Source organism: Caballeronia sp. LZ032 (assembly GCF_031451315.1).
In the GTDB taxonomy this organism is placed as follows: domain Bacteria; phylum Pseudomonadota; class Gammaproteobacteria; order Burkholderiales; family Burkholderiaceae; genus Caballeronia.
Genome location: NZ_JARUXP010000002.1, coordinates 413,323 through 432,551, shown reverse-complemented (window position 1 = coordinate 432,551; position 19,229 = coordinate 413,323). Strand labels below are relative to the sequence as shown.

Annotated in this window: 18 protein-coding genes; all 18 read right to left on the bottom strand. The window is 67.0% G+C overall.

The window, feature by feature from the left end:
• Positions 1-36: 36 nt before the first annotated feature.
• The 18 genes from QCE69_RS17460 to tssB all read right to left on the bottom strand — a co-directional run bounded on the left by QCE69_RS17460 (position 37) and on the right by tssB (position 18,982).
• A complete protein-coding gene (locus QCE69_RS17460; protein WP_309932076.1) occupies positions 37-789 on the bottom strand; it encodes a DotU family type IV/VI secretion system protein in 753 nt (250 codons plus the stop codon).
• 49 nt (positions 790-838) lie between these two features.
• Positions 839-2,173: a type VI secretion system baseplate subunit TssK gene (gene tssK, locus QCE69_RS17455; RefSeq protein WP_309932075.1), complete on the bottom strand. Its 1,335-nt coding sequence runs from the start codon at positions 2,171-2,173 to the stop codon at positions 839-841.
• The gene (locus tag QCE69_RS17450) at positions 2,170-2,631 is read right to left on the bottom strand and encodes a hypothetical protein (RefSeq protein ID WP_309920817.1); all 462 of its coding nucleotides are present in this window, start codon (positions 2,629-2,631) and stop codon (positions 2,170-2,172) included. The genes tssK and QCE69_RS17450 overlap by 4 nt, the downstream gene beginning before the upstream one ends.
• On the bottom strand, positions 2,628-4,052 hold the full coding sequence (locus QCE69_RS17445) for a cation:dicarboxylate symporter family transporter (RefSeq protein ID WP_309932074.1): 1,425 nt from the start codon (positions 4,050-4,052) through the stop codon (positions 2,628-2,630). Before QCE69_RS17445 ends, QCE69_RS17450 begins: the two co-directional genes overlap by 4 nt.
• Entirely contained in the window at positions 4,049-4,750 is a 702-nt protein-coding gene (locus tag QCE69_RS17440) for an amino acid racemase (RefSeq protein WP_309920811.1), read from the bottom strand. Before QCE69_RS17440 ends, QCE69_RS17445 begins: the two co-directional genes overlap by 4 nt.
• A 20-nt stretch (positions 4,751-4,770) precedes the next feature.
• Positions 4,771-6,045, bottom strand: a complete 1,275-nt coding sequence (locus tag QCE69_RS17435) for a cation:dicarboxylate symporter family transporter (RefSeq protein ID WP_309920808.1) — start codon at positions 6,043-6,045, stop codon at positions 4,771-4,773.
• 48 nt (positions 6,046-6,093) lie between these two features.
• Entirely contained in the window at positions 6,094-7,026 is a 933-nt protein-coding gene (locus QCE69_RS17430) for a substrate-binding periplasmic protein (protein WP_409017869.1), read from the bottom strand.
• An 11-nt stretch (positions 7,027-7,037) separates the two neighbouring features.
• On the bottom strand, positions 7,038-7,268 hold the full coding sequence (locus tag QCE69_RS17425) for a hypothetical protein (RefSeq protein ID WP_309920805.1): 231 nt from the start codon (positions 7,266-7,268) through the stop codon (positions 7,038-7,040).
• Between the two features lie 9 nt (positions 7,269-7,277).
• Positions 7,278-7,664 (bottom strand): DUF4280 domain-containing protein, encoded by a 387-nt coding sequence (locus tag QCE69_RS17420; RefSeq protein ID WP_309920802.1) that lies wholly within the window; start codon positions 7,662-7,664, stop codon positions 7,278-7,280.
• Positions 7,665-7,694: 30 nt separating this feature from the next.
• Positions 7,695-8,387 carry a toxin-antitoxin system YwqK family antitoxin gene (locus QCE69_RS17415; RefSeq protein ID WP_309920800.1) on the bottom strand — a complete coding sequence of 231 codons (693 nt, stop codon included), beginning with the start codon at positions 8,385-8,387 and terminating at the stop codon, positions 7,695-7,697.
• Positions 8,388-8,395: 8 nt separating this feature from the next.
• Positions 8,396-10,315 carry a type VI secretion system tip protein TssI/VgrG gene (tssI, locus tag QCE69_RS17410; protein WP_309932073.1) on the bottom strand — a complete coding sequence of 640 codons (1,920 nt, stop codon included), beginning with the start codon at positions 10,313-10,315 and terminating at the stop codon, positions 8,396-8,398.
• Positions 10,316-10,319: 4 nt separating this feature from the next.
• Complete coding sequence (gene tssH / locus QCE69_RS17405; protein ID WP_309932072.1) at positions 10,320-13,007, bottom strand: type VI secretion system ATPase TssH; 2,688 nt, start codon at positions 13,005-13,007, stop codon at positions 10,320-10,322.
• 5 nt (positions 13,008-13,012) lie between these two features.
• Positions 13,013-14,095: a type VI secretion system baseplate subunit TssG gene (gene tssG, locus QCE69_RS17400; protein ID WP_309920793.1), complete on the bottom strand. Its 1,083-nt coding sequence runs from the start codon at positions 14,093-14,095 to the stop codon at positions 13,013-13,015.
• On the bottom strand, positions 14,050-15,807 hold the full coding sequence (gene tssF, locus QCE69_RS17395) for a type VI secretion system baseplate subunit TssF (protein ID WP_309932071.1): 1,758 nt from the start codon (positions 15,805-15,807) through the stop codon (positions 14,050-14,052). Before tssF ends, tssG begins: the two co-directional genes overlap by 46 nt.
• Position 15,808: 1 nt before the next feature.
• Entirely contained in the window at positions 15,809-16,240 is a 432-nt protein-coding gene (gene tssE, locus QCE69_RS17390; protein WP_309932070.1) for a type VI secretion system baseplate subunit TssE, read from the bottom strand.
• A gap of 74 nt (positions 16,241-16,314) precedes the next feature.
• The gene (locus tag QCE69_RS17385) at positions 16,315-16,806 is read right to left on the bottom strand and encodes a type VI secretion system tube protein Hcp (RefSeq protein WP_309920785.1); all 492 of its coding nucleotides are present in this window, start codon (positions 16,804-16,806) and stop codon (positions 16,315-16,317) included.
• Between the two features lie 63 nt (positions 16,807-16,869).
• Complete coding sequence (gene tssC / locus QCE69_RS17380) at positions 16,870-18,375, bottom strand: type VI secretion system contractile sheath large subunit (RefSeq protein ID WP_309920780.1); 1,506 nt, start codon at positions 18,373-18,375, stop codon at positions 16,870-16,872.
• 97 nt (positions 18,376-18,472) lie between these two features.
• A complete protein-coding gene (gene tssB, locus QCE69_RS17375) occupies positions 18,473-18,982 on the bottom strand; it encodes a type VI secretion system contractile sheath small subunit (protein WP_309920777.1) in 510 nt (169 codons plus the stop codon).
• Positions 18,983-19,229 lie beyond the last annotated feature (247 nt).

Here is a 19,229-nt window from a genome sequence, read left to right as displayed (position 1 = left end):
CGCGGCGCGCCGTGTTCATCGTCGAAATCATGCGCTTCATTGGCTCACTCCCGCGACCGGATCGGCATGCAGCGCTTCGCGCACGGGCCACGACTGCCACAGCCACAACAACTCCGACACCGCGAGCAGCGACACCGCCGCCAGCATGACAATCACGGCCCAGCGGCTCACGGTCGGCAGCTTGCGCGGCGCGACGTGCGACAGCGTGTTCGCATACGCGGCCTCGGACAGCACGCGGTCGCGCCCGCCGAGATCCGCGCGGCGCTGATACACGAACTCATACAGTTCCTCGCGATAGCTGCGCAGGCGCGCGGCGGCATCGGTGCCGCGAAAACGGCCCTGGAAGCCCATCGCCAGCGTGAACAGATACAGCCGCGCGATATTGCGGCGCGACGGCTCACGATCCGACAGCAATTGCTCGATACGGCGAAACACCAGGTCGCCCGCAACATTGGTGCGGAACAGCGTCGATTCGAGCAGATACGCGGTCCAGCGCTCCTGCCCGGCCCACGGGGTGTTGAGCAGCAGTTCGTCGGCGAGGACGGCCTTCAGATAGCGCGCGTCCGACACCGTCTCCATCTCGAAGCGCGTCGTGTCGCGGCGCGATTGCAGCGTCTGGATTTCGAGCAGATTGATCAGGTGCCGGCTCATGCCTTGCGCGGCGAGGTCCGGATCGGCGTCGGGCAGTTCGGAGAGGCGCGCCTGAGCCTTCACGAGTTCATCGAGAAAGGTACGGAACTGCTCCGTGACGACGTCGTCTTCTTCGGGTTCGGGTCGGTTGCGTGCCATGCTTAACCTGCTTTCGTCTCTGCTTTCATCTATGTGGATGCGCTGCGCGTCAGCCCTTCACGAACAGCAGCATTTCCTGCGGGCGCTGCGCGCTCGCGCCTTCATTCGGGTTGCCGATCACGAGCAGTTCGCTGGCGAGCACCAGCGCCGGCTCCGCCATCAGCTCGAACAGCAGATAGCCCGAGCCCGAGCGCAAGCCGAGATCCTCGGCATAGTCGATCCCGCGTCGAGCCGCGCCGAGCACACGCCGGCTGCGCAGCGACGCATACACCGACTGCGAGCCGATCACCGCGCCGTCCATCCACGCGAGCAGGTCGCGATCCGACTGGCCGCGCAGGCCCACGACGAGCCGCTCGCCGATCCAGTCCGGATCGAGCGCCAGTTCGAACGCGCCATGACGGAACTCGAACTTGTGCTCGCGATATTCCTCGTTCACTTCGGACATCGATTCGCGCAGCGAGCGCAGGAGCGGCGTGAAGACGCCCAGAGGATCGGCGTGATCGTAGTCGGGCGGCGCGGGCGGCAGGCCGCCGGGCTTGAGCGTCGCGAGCGAGCCGTTGAGCGCCGCGAGCGCGTGATACAGCCCGAGCGGATGCAGATGCGGCGTGCGCAACACGGCTTCCGCGAGCGGCAGCGCGCTCATCAGGCTGCGCAGGCGGTCCTTCAGTTCGAGCTGTGTCAGACGGTCATCGACCTTCGACGAAGGATTCGCCGTCTGACGCGCGACGAAGGCGGCCTTGCCGCGCAACTGACCCAGCAGCGATGCAACGCTCGTCCACAGCGGATTGTCGCGGGCGATTTCGAGCAGCGGCGGCTGATGCTCGCCGAGATGCACGACTTCATTGTCCTTGTAGAGCGAGCCGAGGCGCAGCCACACGTGCATCGCGGAAGGCACGTCACCTGCCGATAGCGCGAGGTTCGGCACGAGGCGCGGGATATCGGCGGGCGGGGCATCGGAGACCTGGTCGTCCACCGGCTCGCCGGAGGTCGAACGGAAGCGGCGCACCTGCGCGGCGCGGCGCATCGCGCCTGCACCCGGCAGCGTCAGGTAGAAGTCCAGCGGCCCGTTCGACAGCTGCTCCGCGAACGGCTCCAGCGAAAGTTCGAGGCGCGCGCCGTCGCTGTGCTGCGCGTCGTAGGTGACGGCGGTGCCGTCGGGCAGGATCGCGTCGAGTTCGAGCACGCGCAGCAGGCCCGCGGGCAGCAGGCCCTGATCGAATCTCAGTTTGCGCACGCCCCAGCTGAACGGCGCGGCGGCGAGCGTCTGCCACGCGACGAGCGTATCGACGCGCGCAGCCATCTGCTGGAAATGCTGCGGCGAGAGCAGCATGCCCTCGTACCACTCGATACGCTCGGTCACCGCCGGCGTGCGGTCATGCATCATTTCGAATCCGTCACGATAAGGTTGTTGGCATTCAGCTGCACGACCATGCGGCCGCTGAAGCGCTCGATCCGCACGCGATGCGCGCCCGGGTCCCGATAGTTCGCGAACACGAATGCGCCCGCGACGCGCGGACCCGCAAACGTCTCGCCATTCACCTCGATGCGAAAGCCCGGCACGATCTCCCAGCTTTTGTAGCGCAGCGCCTTCGGGAAGGTGCGCGCGAGATCCTCGCGGCCCGCGAACCACTTCGACGCGGGCAGTTCCGCGATGCGCGCGAGCATCGCCTCGTCGCTGACGAGCACGATGTCCACCGCGACCGGGCTGTTGTTGTTGATGTCGTCGCTCGCGTCGAGCGTGACTTCCGACCACTTCGCCTTTTCGCCCGACAAGCCCAGCGCGCCGCAGCCCGAAAGCGCGGCCGCCAGCAGCAGCATCACGATCAGATTCACCTTCTTCATCTTGCTCCCACTCCAATTCCCAGCAGCACGATCAGCGAGGCCACCGTCATCAGGCAGCCGGTCGCGAGCGCGAGCTGGCCGCGCGTGAACGTGAAGCGCAGTGTCGTATCGAGGCGCGCCACGCCGCCCGTCGCCTCGACCGCCGCATGGCGCTCCGAAGGCAGGCCCGCCGACACCAGCGCGATCACCATGCACGCCGACAGCAGGCTCAGCGCATTGCGCGGCCCTTCGCAGATCAGGTCGAGCGTCACGAACAGCACGCCGGCCGCTTCCACCGGCAGGTTCAGCATCGACAGGACGATGCCCATGTAGCCCACCGACGCCACGCCGCCCTGTCCCGCCGACACCAGCGCGGCGATCACCGACGCCGCGCAGACGATCAGGATCTCGCCCGCGCCGAGCGGCCGGTTGTAGAGGTTCGCGACGAACACGGCGGCGAGCGCGTAATACAGCGCGGCGCCGGCGCGCACGAACACGGAGCCGAACGGCACGACCAGTTCCACGACGCCGCGCGAGAAACCCAGCCGCTGGCTGAGCGCTTCGATGGTGTGCGGGATCGGCGCGGTCGCGCTGCCCGACGTGAGGCCGACCAGCAGCGGCGCCTTCAGCTGGCTCAGCACCTGCATGAAGGGCTGGCCGGCGCGCACCGCGATGGTCACGAGCGCCAGTCCGCCGAGCGCGCACGAGGCCAGACCGAAGCACACGAGGAAGCTGCTCATCGCGTGGAGCGTCGCGGCTTCGGTGTTCGCCACCAGATGCGCGGCGACGCCGAACGCGAGCACCGGCAGCAGCAGATTGGCGCGCGCAATGATGGTTTCGAGCGCGCGATACACGCCTTCAAACACGCTGCTCAGCGTGCCGGTCTGTTCGCGCGACAGCGCCGCGAACGCGAGGCCGAACAGGATGGTCGCGGTGAAGATGCCGAGCGAATGACCCTGCGCGAGCACGCGATAGAAGTTGTCCGGAAAGATGTCGCCGACGCCGACGAAGCTCGCACCCGCTGCGGCCGCCGCGCCGTGGTCGAACAGCGCGACCTGCACGTCCTCGGCGCTGCTGGCGCTTTGCAGCACGAGGCGGCCGAGTTGCGCGCGCGCTGTGGCGGACAGGTCCTGACCCGGGCCGGCCATCACGCCGATCAGCGTGCCCGCCACGCTGCCCAGCACCACGAGACCGAACGCGACCAGCAGCATCATGCCGATGCGGGTACGCGGACGCGGCAGCGCGATTACCTGGCGCAGCCCGAAGAAGGTCGCGACGACGAGCAGCGGAATCGCTGCCATGTTCACCACCGCGAGATACATCTGGCCGACGAAATACGCCGCCGCGCCGGCCGGCTCCGCAAAGACGCCGCACAGCGCGCCCACCGCGATACACACGATGAGCCCGAGCGTGCTTTGCGAGAGCGTATGCAGTGCCTTCATTGCGGGCGGTTCCAGCCGCGTTCGCACGCGTAACGGACGGTGGCGCGCGCGAGTTCCAGCGTGCTGTCGATCAGCGTGACCGGCGGCTTCCCGATGCGCCGGGCCGCCAGCGGAATCTCGGTGCAGGCCATCAGCGCCGTGCCGATGCCCTGTTCCGCGAGCAGCGTCAGCGCGGCTTCGAGATGCGCGGCGGCGGCATCGAGATCGCCGGCCTTCACTTCGCGGATGCAGTCGCGCACCAGCGGCTGCATGGCCGCGTCCGGCACGACGGGTTCGATGTCGAGCTCGGTCAGCGCCTGCTGGTAGAAGCCCGACACGAGCGCGCCGCCGGTCGCCAGCAGCGCCACGCGGCGGGCCGTGCGCGGCACCGCCGCCACGCAGGTCTGCGCGATGTGCAGCACCGGCGCGGCGCTGCGCGCGCGCATCGGCTCGTACCAGTGATGCGCCGAGTTGCACGGAATCGCGATCAGGCCCACGCCGTTGCGGTTCAGCAGGTCGATGCCGTCCAGCAGCGCCGGCAGCGGATCGGCGCCGTTGTCGATGATCGCGCTCGACCGGTCGTCGATGTGCGGCAGGTTCGCGACGATCATCGGCAGATGGTCCTGGTCGCGGCTTGCCTGCGTGAGCCGCACGACCTTGTCCATGAAGTCGACCGTGGCGAGCGGTCCCATGCCGCCGAGAATGCCGATCAGTGCCATGACGGTGGGCTCCTCGATTCCTAGATCTTCAGCGGACGTGGGCAGATCACTGAAACCGCCGCCGCGTTGCCGATCACCAGCACCAGCGTGCGCAGCATGTCGCAGATCGGATCGACGGCGAGGAACAGGATGAACGCGGCTTCAAACGGCAGTTGCAGGTACGAGCAGGTCATGCCGACCAGCGACACCGTGACGAGACCCGTCATGCCCGCCGACGCGAAGCCCGCCAGCACCGACGCGAGCAGCACCGTCACGATCTCGACCACGCCGAGCGAATGCCCGTACAACTGCGCGATGAACAGCGTCGCGCACACGTAGTACACCATCGGGCCGACGCGCAGCAGCGAAATGGTCAGCGGCACGAGCAGCTCGACACGCGAGCGCGCGAAGCCCAGGTCATCGACGAGGCTCTCGATCATGCTCGGCATGCAGGCGGCGCTGTTGCGCGTGGCGAGCGCCAGCGCGAACGGGGCGCGCAGTGCGTCGAGGGTCTTGCCGAGGCTGTGATTCGAGCGCTTCCAGATGATCGCGGCGGCCAGCACGATCAGCAGCGCCGTCGCGATGACGAACGCGATCACGAATTGCAGCATCGCGTGCAGCGGGCCGACGCCCGACTTGCCGAGTTGCGTCGCGCTCATGCAAAACAGGATCAGCGGCAGCGGATAGCTGAGCCAGTGCATCAGCTTCTGGCACGCGTGATAGACGGTTTCGAGCGACTGGCTCAGGCCCACCGAAATGCGCTCCGGCACACGGCCCACCGCGAGGCCGAACAGCAGCGCGAACACCAGCGCCTTGAGTGCGTCGCCGCTGGCGAGCGCCGCGAAGATGTTGGTCGGCACGAGGCTCGACAGCACGTCGGCCAGGCTCAGCGTCTTCTGCGGCAGGTCGGCGCCGTAGAGGTTCATGACCGTGTCGCTCGACGAGCTGTCGCTGCCCACCATCAAGCCGAAGGTCTGCATCGTCGCCGTCGAAATGTTCGCGCCCGGATGCATGACCAGCAGCACGATGGCGCCCACCGCGGCGACCGTCGCCGACGCGCCGAGGAACACCGTCAGCACGCGCACCAGCAGGCGCGAGGTGCCGCCGTCGCGGAACAGGCGCTGCAGGCTGAAGATCACCGCCGAGATCATGAAGGGCAGCGTGGTCATCTTGAGCAGATCGACATAGATGTCGCCGAGCAGGCCGAGCTTCTGTGCTTCGGCGGGCATCAGCAGACCGAACGTGCCGCCGAGCGCCAGGCTGCCGATCACCACCCACGGGTTGAGTACGAATGCATAGATCCTGCTGGAATTCATGGCTTTCTCTTAGGGAAGTCTTATGGTCTCGTCGCGTACCGCCAACGCTCAGTGGTCCGCCGCCTGAAGTACCGAACTCACGTTCAGCTTCACGCTGCGTTCCGAGAGGAACTGGTTGATGAAGGACAGCAGCGCCGGGGCGTTCACATTCACGCCGATGGCGAGCGTATCTTCGAGGTCCTGCAAGGTCACGACGCGCAGGCGCAGCGAAGCGGTCGGATCGACCTTGAGCACGCGCTTGACTTCGAACTCATCGCGGTAAGCGGCGGTGATTTCGCCGGCATTGAGCGCCTTCAGCACGTCTTCCCAGGTCGCGAAGCTGCGCACCTGCGCATGCGGGAAGTTATTGACCACATAGCCCGCATACGACGAATTCGCGACCACGCCGATGGTGCTGTCGTAGTTGCGGATCACTTCCGGCACCGAGCGGCCGTGCGCCAGTTGCGCGAACTTCACGCGGTTCAGCAGCAGCGCGCGTTCGAGGCGCAGATAGGGCGTGCTGAAGGAGATCACCGTCGCGCGCGTCAGCGTGCGGGAGAGCTTGCTCACGGCGATATCGGCCTGGCCGCGCGCCAGCAGATCGACGACTTCGTCGAAGGTCTTCGCGTCGCGGTTGAAGCGGACCTTCACGCGCAGCTTTTGCGCGATGTCCTTGGCCAGATCGATGTCGAGGCCCGTGAGCGTGCCGTTTTTCTCTTCGAAGAACGGCGGCTGATCGACGCTCAGCACCGCGACCACCAGTTCACCGCGCCCGATGATGCGTGCGAATTCCGGCGCGAGCAGGCGTCCGTCCGGCATCTGCACGAGGCCGGTCGAGGTGAGTGTCTGCGGTGCGGCGGGTGCGGCTGTCGTTACGGGAGCGGCGAGCGGAGGCGTTGCAGCGAACACGCTTGCCATGGCAAACAGCATCGGCACGGCGGCGGCCAGCGCGCCGATGCGGCGAAGGTGTGTCGAAAGCAGGCGGATGAAGGTCAACGGCATGAAAGACGGTCTCAATTGGAAGAAGCAGAAGCGCTCGACGCCGCGGACGGATCCTGCGGCGGCAACAGGTCGGTGGGCGCGGACGCGGCGATGGCAGGCGTTGGGCTTGCCGACACCGCCGCCGGATGCCCCATGCGCGCGCCGATCTCGACGCCCAGCAGGAACAGCAGCACACACAGCAGCAACGCGCTCGCCGCGGCGATTGTCACCATGCGCGAGGTCATCGAAAAAACGTATTGCATCGTCGGTCCTCAGGCGGTCATCGTCGTGACCTGGGCGGGCGCGACCACCTGGATCACGCCGGCCCACATGCACATCAATTTGGAAGAGTTCTGCAACGCGGGCAGCGAGCCGATCAGCACCGTCGGCGAACCCGGCGCCCACGGCGCGGTGGTGGCGGGCACGCACGGCATCGGCGTCAGCGCGCCGAGCGCGGCGGCCGTCGCGGCGGCCACGACCGGATTCGCCATCGAGGTGCAGGTGCCGAACGGCAGCACGTTGACCATCGGCACGTTGTCCATGATGGTCGCCGCCGGCGTGCCGCACAGCACGCGGTTCACGGGCAGCACCTGCAGCGTGCCCGGCGCCGCGCCAAAGCTGCATTGCAACGTCGCCCCCGCTGTCACCTGGATTCCCATGTCCCTGTTCCTCGTTCTCGTGCGGGCCGATCAGCCGCGCACCCACTTTTCCAGCTTGTTCACCAGACGCGGACCGCGCGCGCCGTCGCCGGGCTGCGCCCCGGCCTCGACCGCGCGCCATTCGCCTTGCGGCTTGCCGAGCTTGTAGCTGCGCTCGTGCGTCACCGCGCCGTCCGGCGCGTAGCGGCGCGCCGTGCCGTGCAGCAGTCCCGCGCGATACGGCAGGCTCGCCGCGAGCCCGCCGTGCATGTCGTACTCGCGCGTCTCGCCTTCGAACTGGCCCCGCGCGTAGCGCACGCGGCGCGTGACCACGCCGTCGTGCATGAACACCGCTTCGCCGTCGGGCTTGCCCGCTTCCATCTTCATCCGCGACGTCACCAGACCCGACGGCGCATACGTCACGCTCTCGCCGTGCAGCACACCGAGCACATAGTGCTGACGTGCCGCGAGCCGCCCGTCCTGATACAGCGACATCACGCCGTCCAGCCTGCCGCCGCGATAGTGCGACGCCTGCACCGGCGCGCCTTCCGCGTCGAAGGTCTGCGTCGGGCCGTCCAGCACGCCGTGCGCGTACATCGCGCGCAGCAGCGTCGTGCCTTCCGGCGTGCACTGCATGGCCTCGCCATGCGGCACGCCGTTCGCGAAGTGCATGTGGCCGACCCGATTGCCGAGCGCATCGCGCGTTTCGACCAGGGTGGTGTCCACCGCAGCGGCTTCCTTCATCACACGCCTCAGTTCAACTGCACGACGCCGCCCTTCAGGGCCAGCTGCGCCGATGCCTCGACGGTCTGCGTCGCCGAAGCCTTGTGCGAAATCATCGCGCCCTCGGTGCTGAGCGTCGTCGCCGCCTTGCTGGCGTGCGTCGTGCCCGCTTCGGTCGCGAACGAGGTTCCGGCCTTGATACTGACGGAGCCTGTCACCTCTATCGTCAGATTGCCGCCGACCTTGAGCGTGTAATTGCCATTCACCGTGTGGGCGTGGTCGCCGCTCACGGTGTGGGTGAACTTCGCGTCGTTGGTATGCGCTTCGTCGCCGGTCACGGAGAGCGTGCGCTTGCCCTTCACCGAGTGCGTTTCGTTGCCTTCGCTCACCGCCACCGTGCGGTCGCCCTTCGACACCGTGTGGGTTTCCGCGCCCGCCTTGACCGTCGTGGTCAGCGCGTTCTCGATATCGACCTTCATGTCCTTCTGCGCGCGGAAGAACAGCTCTTCGGCATCGAGCTTGTCATCCATGCGGATCTCGTTGCCCGCCGCGCCGTTCTTCGACGAGCGCGAGCGGATCACGCTCTGCGTCTGGTTGGCCGGCAGCGTGACGGGCGGCGCGTTCTGGCCGTTGTAGACGCAGCCGGTGACGATGGGCCGGTCCGGATCGCCGTCGACGTAACTCACCACCACTTCCTGGCCGATGCGCGGCAGGAACAGGTGTCCCCAGCCCGCGCCGGCCATCGACTGCGCCACGCGCACCCAGCACGAGCTGTCTTCGTTCGAGCCTGCGGAGCGGTCCCAGTGGAACTTGAGCTTCACGCGACCTTGCGAGTCGGTCCAGATTTCCTCGTCCGACGGCCCGACGACCTTCGCCGTATGCGTACCGGCCACCAGCGGACGCCGGCTCGCGTGCGGCGCGCGGAACGGCACGGTGGCCGGGAACACGTCGAAGGTATTGCGATACGACGCGTTCGACGCCGTGTGCCGCACCGCGCGCACCACATAGCTGGTGTTGAGCGCGGCGCTCGGATGGCCGCTCAGCGTGAACTTCGCGCCCGCCGCGAGGCTGTAGCAGCCGCCCTCGCCATGGCCGGTCTGCGCTTCGAGCGTATGCGCCTTCAGGTGCGTGCCGATCAGCGCGCCGCCGCGCGTCGTGTCCGTATACTTGCCCGGAAATAGGTAGCGCGGCGCGGTCTGGATGGTCGAGCTGCCTTTGTCCGTCGTCAGCAGCGCGACGTCCGGCGCCGTGTAGTCGTAGTCGCCCGTGATGTGCTCGCCCGCCGTCACGCCCTGCGACATCGAGAAGCGGCCCAGATGCTGCGCCTGCGACACCTGGCTCTCGGGCATGTAGTAAAGCGTGCTCACGGGGCCGTCGAGGTGCGCGGAGGTGTCGTCGGCGAGCACCAGCGTGTGCTGGTCCGCCGCGAACTCGAAGAAGAAGAAGATGCCTTCCTCTTCCATCAGCCGCGACATGAACGCGAACGGGCTCTCGTCGTACTGCACGCAATATTCGCGCGCCGTGCTGCCCGCGCTCTTGGTGCGGTCCGCGAAGGTCACCGCATACGTGTTGAGCAGCTGCTTGATGATGTCGAGCGGCGTCTTGTTCTGCCAGATCACGCGGTCCTGGCCGAGCGCGAGCAGCCACAGGCGCGGCGCGAGTTCGGCGGAATAGAACGCGTGATTGCCATCCGCGCCCGCATGCGCGAAGCGCGTCACGATGCCGTTGAAGCAGCGCGGCGTGCCGCTGCCGTCCTTGAGCGTCACGGTGACGCTCTTGCCGACGATCTGCGCCGCATCCAGCGACATCTCCGTCGAACGCATCCGCAGGTCGAAGCGAAACAGCTCCGACAGCGCCTCGTGTCCGCCGAAACCGTCGAGCAGCAGCACATCGGCTCCGAACGGCGTGGAGACGGTGGCGAAGCTGTTGGTCTGGGTCGGCGTGGACATGCGCTTACGCCTCCGCCGGGGCGAAGCGGAACACGATCTCGTCCGCCGCCGACAGCGTCAGATGCACGCCGCCGAACGGCTCGGAGATCGAGATCCGTTCCAGCACCTGTTGCGCGAGTTCCGGCAAGACGGCCTGCGTCAGGATGTGATCGACATTGCGCGCGCCGCTGTCCACTTCCTTGCAGCGTTGCGCGATCAGCGTGGCGACGCTCTCGTCCCACGTCAGCGGCGCATGATGATTGCGCTCGAAGCGCTTCGCGATGCGCTCCAGCTTGAGCGTCACGATCGCGTTGATCTGCGCGTCGCCCAGATGGTAGTAAGGCACCAGCACGAGCCGGCCGAGGAACGCCGGGCTGAACTGGCGCAGCAGCGCCGGGCGCAGCTTCTCGATGATCTCTTCCGGCGGCGGACGGCGCCCGCCCCGGCAGGCGTCGGTGATGACGTCCTGCGCCGCGTTCGAGGTGAGCAGGATCAGCGTGTTCTTGAAGTCGATCGGCACGCCTTCGCCGTCTTCCATCACGCCCTTGTCGAACACCTGGAAGAAGAGTTCCAGCACGTCCGGGTGCGCCTTCTCCATTTCGTCGAGCAGCACGACGCTGTACGGACGGCGCCGCACCGCTTCCGTCAGCACGCCGCCGCGCCCGTAGCCGACATAGCCCGGCGGCGCACCCTTGAGCCCGGACACGCTGTGCGCCTCCTGGAACTCCGACATGTTCACGGTGATCATGTTGCGCTCGCCGCCGTACAGCATGTCCGCGAGCGCAAAGGCCGTCTCCGTCTTGCCGACGCCGCTCGGCCCCACCAGCATGAACACGCCGACCGGCTTGCCCGGATCGTCGAGATCGGCGCGGAAGGTGCGCACGCGGCGCGCGATGGCGTCGAGCGCTTCGTCCTGCCCCACGACGCGTTCCGCCAGCTTGTCCTGCAGATACAGCACGGTATGCAGTTCGTCGGCGAGCATGCGGCCCACCGGAATGCCGGTCCAGCCCGAGATGACCTTGGCGACCGTCTCCGAATCGACGCACACCGGCACCAGCGGCTCGTCGTTCTGCACCGCTTCGAGACCCTTCTCCAGACGCGACAGATTGGCGGTCAGCGACTCGGCGTCGTCGCCGTCCTCGTGTGCAGCGGGCGTGTCCTGCTCGACGAAATCGCGGATCTTCTTGCGCCACGCGAGGATTTCATCGACAGCGCGCTTTTCGGTGGCGAGCTTGTCGGTCAGGCGCGCGCGCTGCGTGCGCTCCTCTTCCAGCGTCTTCGACAGCGCCGCGATGGCTTCCGCGCGGTCCGTGCCCGTCGCCGCTTCGTGGCGATAGATGCGCAACTGGTTCTCGGCGGTATCGATGGAGCGGCCCAGCGCCTCGATGTCCTCCGGCACGCCGTTCTGGCCGATCGCGACGCGCGCGCAGGCCGTGTCGAGCACGCTGATCGCCTTGTCCGGCAACTGCCGTCCCGAGATATAGCGATGCGACAGCTTGACGGCGTCGCGCACGGCGTCGTCGAGAATTTCCACGCCGTGATGTTCTTCCAGCTTGCGTACCATGCCGCGCAGCATGTCGATGGCGACCGCCTCGCTCGGCTCCTCCACCTTCACCACCTGGAAGCGCCGCGCGAGCGCCGGATCGCGCTCGACGTACTTCTTGTATTCGGCCCACGTGGTGGCTGCAATCGTGCGCAGTTCGCCGCGCGCCAGCGCCGGCTTGAGCAGATTGGCGGCATCGCCCTGCCCTTCGCTGCCGCCCGCGCCGATCAGCTGATGCGCCTCGTCGATGAACAGGATCACCGGCACCGGCGACGCCTTCACTTCCGCGATCACGGACTTGAGCCGGTTCTCGAATTCGCCCTTCACGCCCGCGCCGGCCTGCAACAGCGCGAGATCGAGCGAACGCACCGAGACGTTGACGAGCGCGGGCGGCACGTCGCCCTGCACGATGCGCTGCGCGAAGCCTTCGACCACCGCCGTCTTGCCGACCCCCGCCTCGCCCGTGAGGATCGGGTTGTTCTGGCGGCGGCGCAGCAGCACGTCGATCAATTGACGGATCTCGCTGTCGCGGCCGCGGATCGGATCGATCTTGCCTTCGCGCGCGAGACCGGTCATGTCGACGGTGAACTGGTCCAGCGCCGACTGCCGGCCGTTCGCGTTCGGCGCCATGGTCGGCATGGCTATCGCCGTTTGGGCATCGGGTGCGGCCGCGGGCGTTTGTGCGCCGCCCGCATCTTCCGCCGATCCCGCGAGAATCGCCGCGAGCCGCTCGCGCAGGTTCGCGCGCGGGATGTTCAGCAACGCGGGCGCGGATTCGAGCAGCATGCCGCGCAGGCTGTCCACTTCGAGCAGCGCGAGCGCCAGCGTGCCCGAACGGATCTGCTGTTCGCCGAGCAGCATCGAGCTGAGCAGCCACGCTTCCTGGAACAGCGGCGCAAAGTTCGGCGACAGCGCGGGCGTGCGGCCATTGCCGCGCTTGAAGGCATCGACGGCTTTTTGCAGCTGCGCCGTCAGCGTCTCCGGCTTGATGCCGAAGTGCCCGAGGATCGCCTTCAGGTCGGGGGCGTCGGCTTCGAGCAGCACCAGCAGCAGATGCTCGACATCGACGTTGTAATGGGTCTGGCGCACGCACAGTTGCGCGGCCTGCTCCATGGCGAGCTTGCATTCGGGATTGAGACGGCCCAACAAGGTGCGGATATCGATGTCCATGCGCTTCAGGAGTTCGTCGGCGCGGCTGCGGGCGTCTCGCGCAGGGCGAGGCGCACCGGAGCCGGCGCGTGATCGGACCCGCGCGAACCGCCGAGCCACGAGGTCCAGCCGAGGCGGGACGCACGCGGGCCGCCGGCCTCGCAGGCAGTGCGTTGCGGCGCGAGATGCAGAACGAAATGCACCTCGAGGTCCTGCTGGAGATACGCGCGCGTCAGCCAGGCAGCGAGCGCGTGAAGGCGTCCGCCGGGCAGGAGCGCGTCGAAGTGTTCCTTCGACAGATCGGGAAACACGAGACTGATGCCGCTCGCCTGATCCCAGGTCCGCTGGCCGAGCACGGTGAAGGACGTGAGACGCGGCGCGCCCGAGCCGGCGCGCGCAAGGCGCAGCGCATCCGCGCGATCCAGTTCGCGCCAGCCGCCTTCGAACTGCGTGCCGCGCACGGTCAGGCCGAGCCGGTCGGACAGCAGCGCGACGAGACCGCTCATCGAACGCGGCGCGGCGCTCATCAGGCCCGCGTGACGCATCCAGAGCCGCACGCCTTCCGGGCCGCGCACGCCCGCGCGCAAGCCGAGATTCGACAGTGCGTCGAGCGCCCCCGCCAGCGCCGATGCATGCGGCGAACGCCAGTTCAGACCCGGCGCGTGCTTCTTGCGGCTGCGGTACAGGAACGACAGGAAGCGGTGATTGAAGATGTCGAGCAGGTCGGCGGTCGCGTGATCGCGCTTTGCGCGGCGTTCCAGCACGAGTTCCGTGAACGACACCGGCAGCGGACCGTTCGCACCCGCCAGCGTGAGCACCGGCGTGGTCAGCGTCCAGGCAGCGCGCGGCGTGTAGTCGGGCGTGGCGGCATCGGCTGCGGTGTGCGCCTGCACGCGGCGCACATCGCTCGGTTCGAACGCGAGCGACACATGCCCCGTCAGCCGCACGCCTTCGCCAAGACCGTTGCCGCGCCCGAGCGGACGCGCGGACGGCACGGCGCGTTCCAGGAGACTGATCGCCTGGAACAGATCGAAACGCTGCGGATTCGCCTGGAGACGGGCGATCAGAGCAGCTGCTGGCAGCCGGTCATCGGCTCCCATTGCTTCCATGTCTCGTCTCCGCGGCGCACGACCAGCCGCACGAATGAATTGACCGAGGTGTACATCGCGAAGAAGCGCGCGAGCACGGCGCCCATCAGCAGCGGCGAGCCGCCCACGAAGGTGTCGGGATCGAACTCGACCGCCACTTCGGTGCCACGGCAATAGCCCCGCCACGCGTCGCTGCCGACGTGCGCCGTCACGCTGCGCGCCTCAACACTGCGGATGCCGCGAATCTGTTCCTGCTCGCGGGTGGTTTCGGCGGCGAACAGGCGCAGCATTTCCTGCAACTGCGCGCGGCCCGTCGCGCCGCTCACCAGCGAGTGATAGTTCAAAGTGAGCAGCGAGATCAGGCGCCACAGCGTTTCGCTGCCGAGCGCCGGACTGCGCTGCGCGGTGGGCTCGTACAGGCAGCGCACGCGGGCGTTCTGCGAAACCTTTTCGACGAACATGCGCGCGCCGATCGGCACGTGTTCCGCGAGGCGCCGGTTGGTACAGAGCACGTTCGCGTAGACCACCGGCGCGCCGGGTTCGGCGAGCGCGCTGGCCGCGTTGACGAAGCTCAGGAAGGTGTCGGTGCCCTGCACGTTCTCGCGCAGGCTGTGCTCGCGCCGCGCCGACCAGAACACGGTTTCGCCATCGGCTTCGACGTGGTCGATCGCGGAAAAGCACGGCACGGTTTCCGCGCGTTCCAGCGAAGGATCGGACGCGACGACCGAGACCACCGAATGAATCTCGGTGATCGACTCGCGGCGCTGATCGGCGACGAGGCGGTATTCGTAATGACGCTGATCGACGACGATCGGCTCGCTCGTCTGCGAGAACAGGTTGATGACCGGCGTGCAGCCCAGCTGGAAATTGCCCGCGTTCAGCATGCCGAGACCGCGCGGCGCGCGCGTCAGGTGCAGGATGATTTCGCAGCTGCGGCCACGGCCGAGACGCCCTTGCAGATGATGCAGGTCGAAGAAATGGAACTTGCGCGGAAACGCGAAGTATTCCTGCATCAGCGCGTAGGCCGGTTGCGCGTTCGGCGGACGCGGCAGCACGTCGTCGTGTTCGCCGTAGCCCACTTCGCGGAACGCGCGCGCGGGCAGCAGCGTCGCGGCGCGCGCGCCTTCGGGCCGCACCGAGACATCGGCGACGCCGGACACGAGCAGCTCGTAGAGCGGCATCGTCACCATCCAGTCGCCATGCAGATGCACGCGCAACTGCGTCAGTTCCAGTTCGCTGAAGTCCGCGCCGCCCGTGCATTCGAGCGTGAGACGCAGCGTAGCGTCGTCGCCGAACTGCGCGCGGCTTATGACGAGCGGCCACAGCGTGGTATCCCACGCGGTGCGGAAGCGGCACACGTCGCCGCTTTCGGTATGGGCCTGCAAAGACGTATGGCGCGGCACGGCGAAACCGGCCGTCACCTTGCCCTGGCTCGGATCGAGTTCGAAGTGCGCGACCGTCATCGACGGCACCGGCTGCACGAGCGTCGGACAGACGTTGTCGAGCAGCGCCGACGCCACTTGCGGAAACTCCTGATCCAGGTCGCGATGCACGCGCGCGGCGAGAAACGCCGTGGCCTCGATCAGGCGTTCGGTATGCGGGTCCAGCGATTCCGTGCCATGCAGCGCAAGCCGCGCCGCGATTTTCGGATAGCGGCGCGCGAAGTCCGCGCCCTGGATCCGCAGATAGGACAGCTCGCGCTTGTAGTACTGAAGGATGTCGTCGGGGGCCATGTCAGACCGCTTCCGCTTCGCGGACGGCGAAGGCGTCGCCGTCGGCGGCCAGTTCGAAGGCCACGTGCTGGACGTTGCGGCCGGCGCGCAGCTCGCCGCCCACCGAGACCACGGCGCGCGCGTCGAACTTCACGCTGACATTGACGAGACGCGGCTCGAAGCGCGCGATGGCTTGCTTCACCGCGGCGGCGATGGCCTCGCGGTCGAACGCCGATTGCAGCGAGCGATCGGAGAAATCAGGCAGGCCGTAATCGAGCACGGTGCCGTCGCTGGCGGCGAAGGCGTCGAGCGTCAACGGCGAGCGCGTATTGAACAAGCGGCCGAGTTCGCGCGCGACCGACTCCCGCAGCGCATCGGCGCCCGAGAGCTGCGCCTCGCCGTCGCCGGCGAGGCGGTCGAACAGAGGCATCGGTGAACCGCTTGCTGCCGGCATGGCGCGCGTACTCCAGAAAACCACGACTGCGCGGCACGCTTCGCTGGTGCGAGGCGCGCCGCGTTGGGACAGGATCAGCTTGCGGCAGGCGCAGCGTCGGCGTCGGCGGCGACATCCCAGCCGAACGACGTCTTGCCCTTCTGCGTCGAGTCGGTCTTCTGCTGCGTGTAGACCGCCGTGATCTTCGAGTAGCCGATCGCGAATGCATCGCTCGGCTGGCCCGCGCCCGACGTGTTGACGTTCGAGATCATCGCGTCGGTCAGCACGTAGGTCATCAGCTCCATGAACTTGCCGTTTTCCGTGCGGCCGATGCTGATGGTCGCGTCGCCCAGCTTGTCGCCGGCGGCGCACGCGCGGTACAGCGACGGCGTGGCCAGATCGGTGATCTTGGTGCAATGCACTTCGCTGAACATCGCGCGGCCGAGCGTACGTTCGGTCGCCGAGGGATCCGGGTTCATCGGCAGCTGGATGCCGAACGAATAGCTGCTGAGGATGATCTGGTCGGCGTGGCCGGTCAGCGCGCTGTTGCCCTTGATCTTGTCAATCTTGAGGAGAATCGTATCCATGACCAATTGTTATCAATGAAGTGGAATCGGGTCGGCGCGCGGCATGAACCGCACGCCGTGCCATCACGCTGCGGCTGCGGGCAGTTCCGCGACCAGGCGAATCGAAGCGGTCAGCTCTTCCATCTGGAAGTGCGGCTTCAGGAAGCAGGTGGCGCGATATGCGCCCGGCTTGCCGGGCACTTCCGTCACGTCCACGCGTGCTTCGCCGAGCGGGAAGCGCGCCTTCTGCGCCTGCGAAGCCGACGGGTTCAGCAGCACGTAGTCGGCGATCCAGTTGTTCAGATACGACTCGATGTCGCTGCGCGTCTGGAAGCTGCCGATCTTGTCGCGCATCATCACCTTCAGGTAATGCGCGAAACGCGAGGCCGCGAGCACGTACGGCAGACGCGCGGACAGTTGCGCGTTGGCGTTGGCCGAGTCCTTGTTGTAGACCTTCGGACGGTTGGTCGTCTGGCCGCCGAAGAAGGTCGCCGAGTTCGAGCCCTTCGAGTTCACCAGCGCGATGAAGCCGAGGTCGTTCAGTTCCTTCTCGCGGCGGTCGGTGATGGTCACTTCCGTCGGGCACTTGAGGACGATGTCGCCCTCGCCGGTCTTGAACGCGTGCGCCGGCAGGCCTTCCACCTTGCCGCCGCCTTCCACGCCGCGGATCGCCGTGGACCAGTTGTACTTGGCGAAGGCATCCGTGATGCGCAGGCCGAGCTGATAGGCCGAGTTGGCCCACAGGTACTTGCCGTGCTCGGTGCCGTCGACGTCTTCCTCGAAGCTGAAGCTGTCGACCGGATTCGTCTGCGCGCCATACGGCAGGCGTGCGGCATACGAGGGCAGCACGAGCGACACATAACGCGAGTCTTCCGAATCGCGGAAGCTGCGCCAGCCGGCGAGTTCGGCGCTTTCGAAGACCTTCGACAAATCGCGCGTCACGCCGAGTTCGGTGAACGACTTCAGGTCGAACAGGCTCGGCGCCGCTGCTGCGACGAACGGTGCGTGCGCGGCGGCGGCCACCTTCGAGATGCGCTCGAGCAGCGCGATGTCCTGCGGATGTCGGCCGAACGTGTAGTCGCCGATCAACAGCGAGTACGGCAGGCCGCCGAACGTGCCGTATTCGTCTTCATAGACCTTCTTGAAGAGCGTGCTCATGTCGTGATCGACCGCGGTTTCGAGGTCTTTCAGCAGTTCCTTCTTGGTCACGTTCAAGAGGCGCAGCTTCAGCTGCGGGCCCGTTTCCGTGCCGTAGACCATGTCGTGCAGGCCGGTCCACGACGCTTCGAGCGCCTGGAATGCCGGGTCGTGCATGATCGCGTTGAGCTGGTCCGTGAGCAACTGGTCGATTTCGGCGACGCGCTCGTTGATCATCGCGACGACGCTCTTGTCCGGGCTCGTGCGCATGCCTTCGTCGAGGATCTGCGATGCGAGCTGGCCAATCAGTTTCTTCGCGTAGCCGCTTTGCGACGGCTCCACGGCCATGTTGCCTTCCTGGACGATGCGCTCCAGGAGGCTCAGTTCGGCGGTGGCCGCGTCGAGCGTCCGGGCTTCGCTGCCGGCCGCGCCGGCTGCAGTCGTGCTTTCCATCTGAATCACCTTTGCAAGTTCGTTGCGCTCACGATCGGACGCTTCTCGTCCCGATCGCGTCTGCTATGCGGGTTGGGGCCTGAGGCCTGTGGCTGTCTCAGGCGCCCGGCGTGGCGCTGGCTTGCGCCTGGCTCTGAACCGCCTTCAGTTCTTCGCTGCTCAGGACGATGCGCTCGAGCATGGAGTCGAGTTCGTCGTTGCCGTCGAGCTTGCCGAGCAGATCGCGCAGTTGCTGGCGCGCTTCGAGCAGCTTCGCGAGACGCGGAACCTGGTTGACGATGCTTTCGGGATGGAAATCGGAGAACTGTTCGAACTTGAGTTCGACCTTGAGGTTGCCCTCGCCCTTCATCGTGTCGGGCACGGACAGGTCGAGACGCGGGGCGATGTTGCCCATGATCTCGTCGAAGTTGTCGCGGTCGATCTCGACCAGGCGACGCTCCTTGAGCTTGGGCAGCGGCGTTTCCGGCTGACCCGAGAGGTCGGCCAGCAGGCCCACCACGAGCGGCAGCTCGCGCTTTTCGGTGGCATCGCCGACTTCGACGTCATAGGTGATCTGGACACGCGGCGGACGGTTGCGGCCCACCCACTTTTGCAAACTGTTCGACATGGATCTCTCCGGAGACGCTTGACTCTGTTTAGATGACTGACTACCCGCATTGCCCGCGAGCCTGGGTACGACGTGCAAAAGCCGGTGGAGAACGCAACGTTGTGGTGCAAAGGACGCGCGAACGCCTTCCCGCTGACGCTGGCTAACGTCAGCGCGGGCATGTTTCTTTAGCTTTCGTGGAACCGGACTACCCCACACGAAGGGTCGAGCGAGCCTTGCGCGAACAGCAAGCCGCCATGAAGAACAC

What these genes read in the sequence shown, in the direction of transcription:
- QCE69_RS17460 (WP_309932076.1), bottom strand. Translation starts at nt 789, where the DNA reads ATGGCACGCAACCGACCCGAACCCGAAGAAGACGACGTCGTCACGGAG.
- tssK (WP_309932075.1), bottom strand. Translation starts at nt 2,173, where the DNA reads ATGATGCATGACCGCACGCCGGCGGTGACCGAGCGTATCGAGTGGTAC.
- QCE69_RS17450 (WP_309920817.1), bottom strand. Translation starts at nt 2,631, where the DNA reads ATGAAGAAGGTGAATCTGATCGTGATGCTGCTGCTGGCGGCCGCGCTT.
- QCE69_RS17445 (WP_309932074.1), bottom strand. Translation starts at nt 4,052, where the DNA reads ATGAAGGCACTGCATACGCTCTCGCAAAGCACGCTCGGGCTCATCGTG.
- QCE69_RS17440 (WP_309920811.1), bottom strand. Translation starts at nt 4,750, where the DNA reads ATGGCACTGATCGGCATTCTCGGCGGCATGGGACCGCTCGCCACGGTC.
- QCE69_RS17435 (WP_309920808.1), bottom strand. Translation starts at nt 6,045, where the DNA reads ATGAATTCCAGCAGGATCTATGCATTCGTACTCAACCCGTGGGTGGTG.
- QCE69_RS17430 (WP_409017869.1), bottom strand. Translation starts at nt 7,026, where the DNA reads ATGCCGTTGACCTTCATCCGCCTGCTTTCGACACACCTTCGCCGCATC.
- QCE69_RS17425 (WP_309920805.1), bottom strand. Translation starts at nt 7,268, where the DNA reads ATGCAATACGTTTTTTCGATGACCTCGCGCATGGTGACAATCGCCGCG.
- QCE69_RS17420 (WP_309920802.1), bottom strand. Translation starts at nt 7,664, where the DNA reads ATGGGAATCCAGGTGACAGCGGGGGCGACGTTGCAATGCAGCTTTGGC.
- QCE69_RS17415 (WP_309920800.1), bottom strand. Translation starts at nt 8,387, where the DNA reads ATGAAGGAAGCCGCTGCGGTGGACACCACCCTGGTCGAAACGCGCGAT.
- tssI (WP_309932073.1), bottom strand. Translation starts at nt 10,315, where the DNA reads ATGTCCACGCCGACCCAGACCAACAGCTTCGCCACCGTCTCCACGCCG.
- tssH (WP_309932072.1), bottom strand. Translation starts at nt 13,007, where the DNA reads ATGGACATCGATATCCGCACCTTGTTGGGCCGTCTCAATCCCGAATGC.
- tssG (WP_309920793.1), bottom strand. Translation starts at nt 14,095, where the DNA reads ATGGAAGCAATGGGAGCCGATGACCGGCTGCCAGCAGCTGCTCTGATC.
- tssF (WP_309932071.1), bottom strand. Translation starts at nt 15,807, where the DNA reads ATGGCCCCCGACGACATCCTTCAGTACTACAAGCGCGAGCTGTCCTAT.
- tssE (WP_309932070.1), bottom strand. Translation starts at nt 16,240, where the DNA reads ATGCCGGCAGCAAGCGGTTCACCGATGCCTCTGTTCGACCGCCTCGCC.
- QCE69_RS17385 (WP_309920785.1), bottom strand. Translation starts at nt 16,806, where the DNA reads ATGGATACGATTCTCCTCAAGATTGACAAGATCAAGGGCAACAGCGCG.
- tssC (WP_309920780.1), bottom strand. Translation starts at nt 18,375, where the DNA reads ATGGAAAGCACGACTGCAGCCGGCGCGGCCGGCAGCGAAGCCCGGACG.
- tssB (WP_309920777.1), bottom strand. Translation starts at nt 18,982, where the DNA reads ATGTCGAACAGTTTGCAAAAGTGGGTGGGCCGCAACCGTCCGCCGCGT.